10 protein-coding genes and 1 riboswitch are annotated in these 10,000 nt (G+C 48.2%); of the genes, 1 reads left to right on the forward strand and 9 read right to left on the reverse strand.

Annotation, left to right across the window (positions count from 1 at the left end; translation table 11 throughout):
• The 7 genes from LDL40_RS02015 to LDL40_RS02045 form a co-directional block, all read right to left on the reverse strand.
• Nucleotides 1-417: histidine phosphatase family protein (locus LDL40_RS02015; RefSeq protein WP_300993250.1), on the reverse strand; the 417-nt coding region annotated here is incomplete at its 3' end.
• Nucleotides 404-937, reverse strand: a complete 534-nt coding sequence (gene cobU, locus LDL40_RS02020) for a bifunctional adenosylcobinamide kinase/adenosylcobinamide-phosphate guanylyltransferase (RefSeq protein ID WP_300993252.1) — start codon at nt 935-937, stop codon at nt 404-406. The genes LDL40_RS02015 and cobU, both read right to left, overlap by 14 nt.
• Complete coding sequence (locus LDL40_RS02025) at nt 934-1,716, reverse strand: adenosylcobinamide-GDP ribazoletransferase (RefSeq protein WP_300993254.1); 783 nt, start codon at nt 1,714-1,716, stop codon at nt 934-936. The genes cobU and LDL40_RS02025 overlap by 4 nt, the downstream gene beginning before the upstream one ends.
• Nucleotides 1,713-2,831: a nicotinate-nucleotide--dimethylbenzimidazole phosphoribosyltransferase gene (gene cobT / locus LDL40_RS02030; RefSeq protein WP_300993256.1), complete on the reverse strand. Its 1,119-nt coding sequence runs from the start codon at nt 2,829-2,831 to the stop codon at nt 1,713-1,715. Before cobT ends, LDL40_RS02025 begins: the two co-directional genes overlap by 4 nt.
• A gap of 37 nt (nt 2,832-2,868) precedes the next feature.
• Nucleotides 2,869-3,867: an iron ABC transporter permease gene (locus LDL40_RS02035; RefSeq protein WP_300993258.1), complete on the reverse strand. Its 999-nt coding sequence runs from the start codon at nt 3,865-3,867 to the stop codon at nt 2,869-2,871.
• A complete protein-coding gene (locus LDL40_RS02040) occupies nt 3,864-4,649 on the reverse strand; it encodes an ABC transporter ATP-binding protein (protein ID WP_300993261.1) in 786 nt (261 codons plus the stop codon). The genes LDL40_RS02035 and LDL40_RS02040 overlap by 4 nt, the downstream gene beginning before the upstream one ends.
• Nucleotides 4,650-4,762: 113 nt before the next feature.
• Nucleotides 4,763-4,913, reverse strand: a riboswitch (cobalamin riboswitch).
• 119 nt (nt 4,914-5,032) lie between these two features.
• Complete coding sequence (locus LDL40_RS02045; protein WP_300993263.1) at nt 5,033-5,389, reverse strand: PDZ domain-containing protein; 357 nt, start codon at nt 5,387-5,389, stop codon at nt 5,033-5,035.
• A gap of 183 nt (nt 5,390-5,572) precedes the next feature.
• Between LDL40_RS02045 and LDL40_RS02050 the strand changes: the two genes are divergently transcribed.
• Nucleotides 5,573-6,370, forward strand: a complete 798-nt coding sequence (locus LDL40_RS02050) for an ABC transporter substrate-binding protein (protein WP_300993266.1) — start codon at nt 5,573-5,575, stop codon at nt 6,368-6,370.
• A gap of 57 nt (nt 6,371-6,427) precedes the next feature.
• On the opposite strand, the gene LDL40_RS02055 is transcribed toward LDL40_RS02050, so the two are convergent.
• Together LDL40_RS02055 and LDL40_RS02060 are read right to left on the reverse strand one after the other, a co-directional pair.
• Complete coding sequence (locus LDL40_RS02055) at nt 6,428-9,538, reverse strand: efflux RND transporter permease subunit (RefSeq protein ID WP_300993269.1); 3,111 nt, start codon at nt 9,536-9,538, stop codon at nt 6,428-6,430.
• Nucleotides 9,539-9,540: 2 nt separating this feature from the next.
• Nucleotides 9,541-10,000 (reverse strand): efflux RND transporter periplasmic adaptor subunit (locus LDL40_RS02060; RefSeq protein WP_300993272.1); only part of this gene is annotated, 460 nt, incomplete at its 5' end.

A 10,000-nucleotide genomic window follows, 5' to 3' on the forward strand; every position in this document is an offset into this window, starting at 1 on the left:
TTGCTGGTGCTGCTCGACTTGAGAGCTGCTATGACGCTCAAACGCTTGCAGCACCCGCTGCTGGAAATCCGTTATAGATTCGCCCTGAGGCGCTGTGTTCGCAAAAGGTTGTTGCCAAAATTTTTGTTGCTCTGGCCAATACGGGCTCTGCTCGTCAAAAGGCACGCCATCCCAGAGGCCAAAATTCATTTCTTTTAAATCCGCCTCAAGGAGCAGGTCAAGCTGCAAACGCTCAGCTTGTTGCTGTGCACTCTGGCGGCACCGCTGCAATGGCGAGCTTAGAATATGTTGATAGGACTGGGTCGACAGCCAGTTCAGGCATGCAGGCGAGGACTGTTGCAGTGCCACATCTGTCCAGCCGTACAAAGCTGCGGGGCCGGCGACAGGGCCATGGCGCACTAAATCAATTTGCTGCATCAGGGCTCCGCTTTAAATACAAAGGTAAGCCAGCAGCCACAAAAATAACTTGATCACAGACAGTGGCGAGCTGCTGATTTAACCAGCCTTGTTGATCAACAAAGAGACGATTCAGCTCGCCCATAGGCACTAAGCCCATACCCACTTCATTACTGACCAGCAGGAGTTCTCCTTCAAACTGCATGACAGCCTCCGCTAATTGCTGGCGCACTAGCGTAAAGTCTTGCTCAGGTTGGTGGTACAGCTGATTGTTTAGCCAGAGTGTTAAGCAATCGACCAGCACAGTCTGGCCTGAACCTGAAAGCTTTGTTAAGGCGTCGCTGAGCAGCAAAGGGCATTCAATGAGTTGCCAATCCTTGGGCCTTTGGTGTTGGTGTCTGGTGATACGCTCTGTCATTTCAGCATCAAAAGCTGTGGCCGTGGCTACATAAGTCACCTGATCAGAGACTTTAGCCAGCTGTTCAGCCAAACTGGATTTACCACTGCGGGCTCCGCCTAAAATCAGAGTTTTTTTGCTCATTGCTGCCTCCACCAAATCAGCCACACCAGATATAGACTGAGTTCCGTCAGTTGCTGTGCAGCGCCGAGTAAATCTCCTGTGTAGCCCTTAAGCTGACTGCGGTAATAAAAATACAGCAGGATAAAACACGAGATAAGCGTGGCAAGCAAAAATAAGGCTAAAGGCAAAGCCACAAAATACAAAGGCGGCATTACAAAAAGCCAGATGCAGAGCAAAGCCCTTTTTTGCAAAGAAGTGGCTATAGGTTTGGTTTTACTGACGCTATCTAACTGCTGGTAGGGCAATACAAAGGTAAGGCTAATAGCCGTGGCTCGTGACAGTCCTGCCCCCAGCAGCAAGGCCCACATGGCTTGTGTTTCCAGTGCCGTCAGACTCTGCCATTTGATAAGAAAAACCGTTAACAGCGTAACCAGACCATAAGTGCCAACTCTGCTGTCTTTCATAATGTCGAGCTTACGCTCTAAGGATAAGCCACCGCCCAAGCCATCTGCCGTATCGGCCAGACCATCTTCATGAAAAGCACCAGTCAGCACTAGTCCTGCCATCAAAGCTAATAACACAGCGATAGAAAAGGGCAGTAGTTGTGCAGCAGACAGCAGCACAAAGGCTTGTAAAGCGCCAAGTAACAGGCCAACCAGACTTAAATAACGACTGCTTTGGTTCAACAGTTCAGGGCTGAAGGGAGTAGCTGCAGGCACTGGAATACGGCTAAAAAAAGCCAAAGCTAAGCAAAAAAGTTGCCATTGTCTCAGTAGCCACGTCACAGCGGCCTTGATCACTGCGAAGCTCCATTGTCTGTAATCTGGTTTTCTGCAATTGGACTTTCAGCCAACTCGCTTTCGACGACTTGAGTGACGCCCGCATCGGCAAAGCTGGCCATATCGTTGTAAAAACTAATAGCAGCTCTGAGCAGAGGTACAGCCAAAGCTGCTCCTGTACCTTCGCCTAATCGTAAACCCAAATTTAACAACGCCTCCGCAGCCAGAGCTTTTAATGCGGCTTTGTGACCTGCTTCGGCGCCCTGATGGGCGAAAATTAAATAATCACGGCAATGTGGCGCCAACTTACAAGCGAATAAAGCCGCCACAGAGACAATAAAACCATCAATCAACACTGCTTTTTGTTGTGCCGCTGCACCTAAAATTGCGCCGCAGAGCTGGACTATTTCAAAGCCACCAAATTCGGCCAGAATTGACAGCGGATCCTTGGCATAAGGTCGCTGTAAAGCCTGTTCAATTAAGCTTAATTTTAAGTTAAATTGCGCATCGCTGATGCCAGTACCACGGCCTACGCAAGTCTCAACCGGCCATTGAGTTAAAGCGGCCAGTAAAGCTGCTGCACTGCTGGTGTTGGCAATACCCATTTCACCTAACAGCAACAAGTCACAACCAGCCAGTATCTGCTGTCTGGCAGCATGGCGTCCCAAAGCCAATCCGGCTTCAACCTGAGCCATGCTCATGGCCGCTGCCTGGCTAAAATCTGCTGTACCTGAACCTAAAGACTGCTGGATCAGTGCATCTGAGTCTGGCAAAGGCTGCAACATACCAGCGTCCACGACAAAAAGCTCAATGCCATTGCTGCGGCAAAAACAATTAGCAGCAGCGCCTCCTGCTAAAAAGTTGGAGACCATCTGCTGAGTCACAGCGCTTGGCGCTATGCTGACACCATGTTGGTTAATGCCGTGATCGCCGGCAAATATTAGTAGTACGGGCTTGTTCAGCGTCAGACGTTCTTTGTGAAGCCCGGTTTTTTTACTCTGTGATTGAATAAGCGCCAATTGCAATGCCAGAGTTTCCAGCGCCCCTAGCGCGCCCTGAGGCTTGGTCTTTAAATCGATTCTCTGCTGTATCACAGCTGTCGCTGTTTTGTCTAAAGCCTGGATTTCAAAATGCACTGACCTAACTCCAAATAAAGTAACAGTGGTAACAGCTTTAACCACGACGGTATTTAAATAACATCGACAAAAAGAACAGGCTGCCTATGGCGGAAGTCACTACCCCTATTGGTAATTCCTGGTCCGGCAACAGACTGCGGGACAAGGTATCGACACTGGCTAAAAACACTGCGCCTAACCAGACGGAGCCGAGCAACAAAGCCACACTGGATAAGCCAAATAAAGAGCGCACCAGATGAGGGATCATCAGTCCTACAAAAGCTATACCGCCGCAGCAGGCTACTATGGCGGCGCTGACTGCCGCACAGAGCAATAAAATCACCAGGCGCAGGGGCTGCACCTGTACACCCAGGCTGCGTGCGCTTTCATCATTGAGTACCAAAGCATCCAGTTGACGGCGATACAACAAGCCCAGCATTAAAGTGACAAACACCAGCGGACTGATCAGGGCGACATGAGTCAAGCTCGCCTGACTCAAACTGCCCATCAGCCAGAACATCACGCGGTTTGCAGCAAAAGGCTCTGATAAATACAGCAAGGTAGTAGTGATGGCGCTCAGCATAAAGCTGACAGCTACACCACAGAGCAGCAGGCTTTCCAAACGCTGCCAGCGACTGCTGGCTCCTATAACAAGCACCAGAAACACCGCCAGCAGAGCGCCAAAAAAAGCAAATAAAGGCGTCAGCAGTTGCCACTCTGGTAGCACTATAGTTGAAATAGTGGCTCCTAAGGCTGCGCCTGACACTATGCCAAAAAGGTAGGGGTCGGCCAGCGGATTACGACTGGCGTTTTGCAATAGTGCACCGCACAAGGCAAGGCCTGAACCAGCCAATAGTGCCAGTAACAGCCGGGGAAAACGCAGCTGCCATAACACTGTCGATTGCATTTCATCCAGTTCGGTCAGACCGAATAAGGCTGAAACAGCAATAGGGATTGATCCTGTGCTTAACGCCTGAATACAGATCAACAGCAATACCAGGATCGCCAATCCGAAACGCAAAGACACAGGCAAAGCCGCCAATAACACCTTGCTCATAAATCGTCCTTATAGCCAAAGCTAACGCGGGGACAGTTGCCAAATGGATTTTGATCTATTAAGCAAGGAATACGGAATACCTGTGTCAGCAAATCCTGAGTCAGTACTTGCTGTGCATTACCATCGGCCACCACTTGACCTTGATTGAGCAGCAGCAAACGATCGCAGTAGCGTGATGCCAGATTTAAATCATGAATACTGGCAATCACAGTGATAGTCAGCGCTTTGGCTATACGCAGCACCTGATGCTGATAATACAAATCCAGATGATTCGTCGGCTCGTCCAGCAATAATAACAGCGGTTTTTGCATAATAGCGCGAGCCAATAAGACCCGTTGTTGTTCACCACCGGACAAATGGGCAAAAGAATAGCGCTCTTTGTTGGCCAGACCGACCAATTCAAGACTGTGCTTGAGTTGTTGCAAATCCTGCTCTGTGTTGGTTTGCCACAAGGCTTTATGTGGGATCAGTCCCATCAGAACCACATCTGCCACTGTTAAATCGAACAAAGGACCAGAGAGCTGGCTTACCAGTGCCACTTTGGCGGCGAGTTCGGATTGAGTAAAAGTCTGGATGGCTTTGCCTTGCAGCAGGATTTGGCCTGAACTGGGCTGATATTCTTTCTGCAGCAGGCGTAACAAACTGGTTTTACCTGCGCCATTGGGGCCAAGCAAGGCGACAAACTGGCCTGGTTGAATAGTAAAATTCAGCCCGGCTAAAATCTGCTGCTGATTGATTTGCAGCTGCACTTGTTGAAATTCGACTACAGGGTTTTGGCCCACTGCAAAGCTCCATTAAAAAACGGGCAGGGACCAGAAAAAGCAGCAACAAAGCTGCAGAGTTCCGGCACAGTGTAAGCCCGCACTGTGTGCCGCAGAACCTATTTATCTCTGCAGCGCCTGAGGTTTATCAAGGCAGGACATCTGACTTGCCATACTCTGTTCAGAGTTGAATGGCTTACAGTTGCGGGTACAGTACAGGATTTACACCTGTTTCCCTTTTCAGCTTTAGACTAAAGTTGAGCGAGCTATTGCGGCTCAGACTTGAAGTCCAGGTCCTAGCACATGGCTAAAACAGCACCTTTGACAAAACCAGCGCAGTGTAACAGAGCACAAGGCCGGACGTCAGCAGAAATGTCCGGCTGTCTGGATGGTTCAATTCGTTGTTATTGTGCCACTAATGTTTTAATAACTTCTGTGCCGTCCTCCTGTTTAATCAGAAAGCTGACGGATTCCCCCTTGTTTTTTTTCATCAAGTCTTTGGCATCATCGGCTGGGCAGCCGGGGATAATGCAGTCTGCAATCTTCACTATGTGGTCGCCAACCAGCACACCGGCTTTTTCAGCCGCTCCACCTGCTACAAGTTTTTTCACTTTTACGTCGGCCAAAGTGGGATTAAAAAATCCTCCTTCGACTGAAATATCCAACGACAGGCCTAGTTTTCCTTTTTCTGCCGCCAGTGCTGTAGAGTTTAGTGCCGAAGTGCAGATCGCAACATATAGCAACAGAGTTTTGCTGGACATATAAGCCTTCCTTATCAATAAATTAACTAAAACAACAGATATTCAGCAAAAGACACTAAAATGATCAGCAAACAGAAACAAGTTGTAGTGGAAGATATTTTTCAAAGCCTCAGGGCAACATCTGGTAATAGCAATCATGCCGTGCAATAGTAGTTCTGTATGAGTTTATCCATAGGACTGTTGATGCGAAACGGGATAGTGTCTGTTATTGCTGCTGCAGCGTTATGTTACTGCAGTACCGCCAAAGCCTGCGTGCTTCGCATGGCAGCGGAAGTTAACTTTCCGCCTTACCTTATGCTTGATGGTCAACGTTGGCATGGACAGACAGTGGAACTGGCACAGTTACTGGTGACCGAAGTGGGGTGCCATTTGGAAGTCGTTAATGTTCCCTGGCTACGTGCTTTGGCCCAGATCAAATCAGGCGAACTGGATTTTGTCAGCCATTTGTCCTACAGCAAGGCCCGGATAAAGGACTTTGCTTTTATTGGTCCTCATCATATTGAATCCATGTGGCTGATTGGTAATCCTGCAAAATTGCCCAAAGTGACGGCTCTAAAAGATTTAAGTGAAACCGTTGACCTGGGCCGCATTGCTGAACTGGTTGGTGCTTATTATGGTGAGGAATTTGCGTTGCTAAAGCAAAATCCGTTTTTTGCCAGACAACTGGTTAGTATCAGTAGTATTCAGGACAAGCTGGCCTTGCTGGAAGCGGGCAGGGTGAATGCTATCTTAGAAGATGATTCTGTGTTGCGTTATTGGCAGACAGAAGGGTATAAAAATGCACAAAATTACCAGCCGTTAATGCTGGTTTACAAAAGCCCTGTATATTTTGGTTTTAGTAAAAAGACCTTATCTGACACCATGTTAGTTAAACTAAAAAACGCCTGGCAGACTATTTATGACAGAGGCGATGTCGATAAAACTATTAAAAAGTACCAGGGGAAGAGTATGGACGGTCTGACACCTACAGCTAAGTTTTAATCCAGTGGCAAACAAAGACCCGGCCTGGAGTCGGGTCTTTTGTTGTCCAATGCCGCGCTAATCAGGGGTTGATTTGTCCTCTACCGCTTTATCCAGCTGTTCCAGTTGTTTGCTAATAGCAAGTGGTGAGCCCGTATTGCGTGCCAAAACCATATACGCCACTGGTACTACATAGATAGTCAGCAGGGTGGCTACACCGACGCCAGCGAAGATCACCATACCTATGACCATACGGCTCTCAGAGCCGGGGCCAGTAGTGACAATCAGTGGAATTGCACTGAACACAGTTGTAAAAGCTGTCATGACGATAGGGCGTAAGCGCAGTGTGGCTGCACGTTTAATTGCCTCTTCAAAGGCTACTCCGGCATCACGCAGCTGGTTAGCAAATTCAACAATTAAAATACCGTTTTTCGCCACCAGACCTATCAACATCACCAAACCTATCTGACTATAAATATTCAGCGTCATACCAGCTAAATATAAACCTGACAAAGCTCCAACTAAACCAAGGGGTACTGTCAGCATAATGACAAAAGGATGCACAAAGCTTTCAAATTGTGCCGCCAACACCAAGAAAGTAATAAGCAAAGCCAGAGCGAAGATCAGGACTGTGGATTCACCGCTTTCTTTAAACAGCAGAGACTCGCCTTTGTAGTCTATACCTACTGTTCCTTCGATATTGTCTTTGACCGTTGTTTCTAAAAACTCCAGTGCTTCGCCTAAGCTATAGCCTGGGGCCAGGTTAGCGGTAATGGTGATACTACGCATTCTGTTGTAGCGGTTCAGACTAGATGTGGTCGCTTCTTCTTTCAGTACCACCAGGTTATCCAGTGGGATCAGCTTGCCCGACTCTTTAGCCCGCACATAGACATTGCTGATACTGCCTGGTTTGGCAAAATCTTTGTCTTCACCTTCAAGGATCACATCGTATTCTTTACCCCGGTCGAGGAAAGTCGTGACCCGGCGGCCACCCAGCATAGCTTCCAATGCCTGACCTACAGCACCAACAGAAATGCCTAAATCAGCGGCCCTTTCACTGTTAATTTCCACCAGTACCTGAGGCACAGTTTCTTTGTAGTCGTGATCCAGCATTTGTAACTTAGGATTTTCCGCAGCTTTGGCCAGCACTATATCGCGCCACTGCACCAGTTCCTGATAAGTATTGCCCTGAATAACAAACTGCACAGGACGACCACCACCACGACCGCCACCCAAGCCGCTGCGCATAAAGGTGAAGGCTTTTACATCAGGTAACTCGTTCAGTTTGCCACTGACTTCCTGCATCAGCTCTGAGGTGCGTCTTTTGCCGTTATTCCAGTTTTCGGTGCCAACTATGGCGACACCACCTGAATTGCCCCAGCCAGGCACCCGGATCAGCAAGCGGTTAAACTCACCTTTTTCGTAGTAGGGCATCAGTAAATCTTCAATTAACCTCATATTCCGGCTGTTATTGGCATAACTTGCACCTTCAGCACCGCTCATATTGACAAAAAATGTGCCCCTGTCTTCCTGTGGGGCAAGCTCGGACGGAATTAGTTTTAATAGCAGTACTGTGGCGACAAAGCTCATCACCAGTACAGCCATTGTCGGCCAGCGGCGTACTATCACGGCATGGAGCTGGTTACTGTACAAAACTTCCAGTTTGGCAAAACCTTGGTGCATGGCGGCACTAAAGCGGGATTCACGTTTTTTATGGGTCAGTAATTTGCTGGCCAGCATGGGGGAGAGGGTTAGAGCAGTAATAGCCGAAAAAGCCACTGCGGCCGCGACTGCAAGAGCGAACTCAGTAAAAAGTTTGCCCAACTCACCCTGCATAAAAACCAACGGCACAAAAACCGCAATCAGAACCAAAGTAGTAGCTACTACCGCAAAACCAACTTCACGGGCACCACGGTAGGACGCGAGCAGCGGATGTTCGCCTTCTTCAATGCGCCGGTAAATATTTTCCAATACTACTATGGAATCATCCACCACTAGACCAATAGCCAGCACCATGGCCAGTAAAGTCAGTAAGTTAATCGAGAAATCCAGCGCATAAAGCACTGTCACAGCTGCAACAAGAGCCACAGGTACTGTAATGGCGGGAATGAAAGTCGCACGTAAATTACCAAGGAACAGGAAAATCACCAGCACTACCATGCCCATGGCAATACCTAAAGTGTTGTACACCTCTTTGATCGATTCAGCGATAAAAAGTGAAGAGTCATAACCTGGCTCAATAGTGGTGCCTGCCGGGAGACCCGCCTTAATTTTTTCCATCTCAGCGCGGGCATTTTGTACTACATCCAGCGTGTTGGCTTTGGATTGTTTAATAATGCCGATACCTAGCAGGTTTTTACCATCGCCGCGGAATTCGTTTTCTTCATCTTCAGAACTCAGAATGACCTGTGCGACTTCACCTAATCGCACCAGATAATTGTCTTCCCCTCTTTTTACCGCCAAGCGCCTGAAGTCTTGTTGTGTTTTGTAGGTACGAACGACCCGTACTGTGAAGTTACGATCTTCTGATTTGATATTACCGGCTGGCAACTCGACGTTTTCTGCGCGCAGCACAGCCTCAATATCCTGTACTGTGACTCCACGGGCTGCCATTGCATCTTTATCCAGCCAGATCCGCATCGCATAACGACGTTCGCCACCAATCTGAATACGGGCTACACCGTCAACTACTGAAAAACGCTCGACTATATAACGGTCAGCGTAATCAGATAATTCAAGGTTAGTCATGGTTTCGCTATTAAGTACAAACCAGGCGATAGTGTCATCGTCGCCGTCTGCTTTAAATACCTCTGGTGGATAGGCCTGATCGGGCAGGTTATCCAGAATACGCGAGACTCTCTCACGCACATCGTTTGCTGCCGCGTCTATGTCGCGGCTGATATTAAATTCAATAGTGACGTTCGAACGGCCATCACGGCTGTTGGAGTTGATATTTTTAATGCCTTCAACGCCTGAAATCATATCCTCAATAGGCTGAGTGATTTTAGTTTCAACGATTTCGGCCGAAGCGCCGGGGTAGTCGGTACTGATAGTGACTATAGGAGCATCAATATCCGGGAATTCTCGCAGCGGCAGCATAGTGAAACAGACGATACCAAAAATCAGTAAAATCAAATTCACTACTGTGGCAAAGACAGGTCTTTTAACCGAAACATCAGACAACCACATGCTTAGTGCCCCACTTTAGTAACGACTGAGCCTGAGCGGATTTTGGTCGTACCTTCGATCACTATTTCGTCGCCGGCCTGCAATCCTGACACTACCTCAACCAGTCCCGGCATACGTTGGCCCAACTGAACTTCGGTTTGAGTCACTGTATTGTCCTTATTCAGCACAAAGACATACTGTTTATTCTGCAAAGGCACTATAGCTTTTTCTGAAATTTGCAAGGCCTGCACCTGGTCCAGTGTCACTTTGACATTCAGCAACATACCCGGGCGCAATTCCAGTTGATCATTAGGCATTAAGGCGTGTACTTTCACCGAGCGGGTCACAGGGTCTAAGCGGGTGTCTATAGCTTTAATCTCTCCGGTAAACACCTGACCCGGATAAGCCACACTGCTGGCATTAACAGCCATACCAGGTTTTAACAATGCCAAATAGTATTCGGCGACACTAAATTCCAAGCGT

The sequence above is a fragment of the Rheinheimera sp. genome, from assembly GCF_020217005.1.
Lineage (GTDB): Bacteria > Pseudomonadota > Gammaproteobacteria > Enterobacterales > Alteromonadaceae > Pararheinheimera.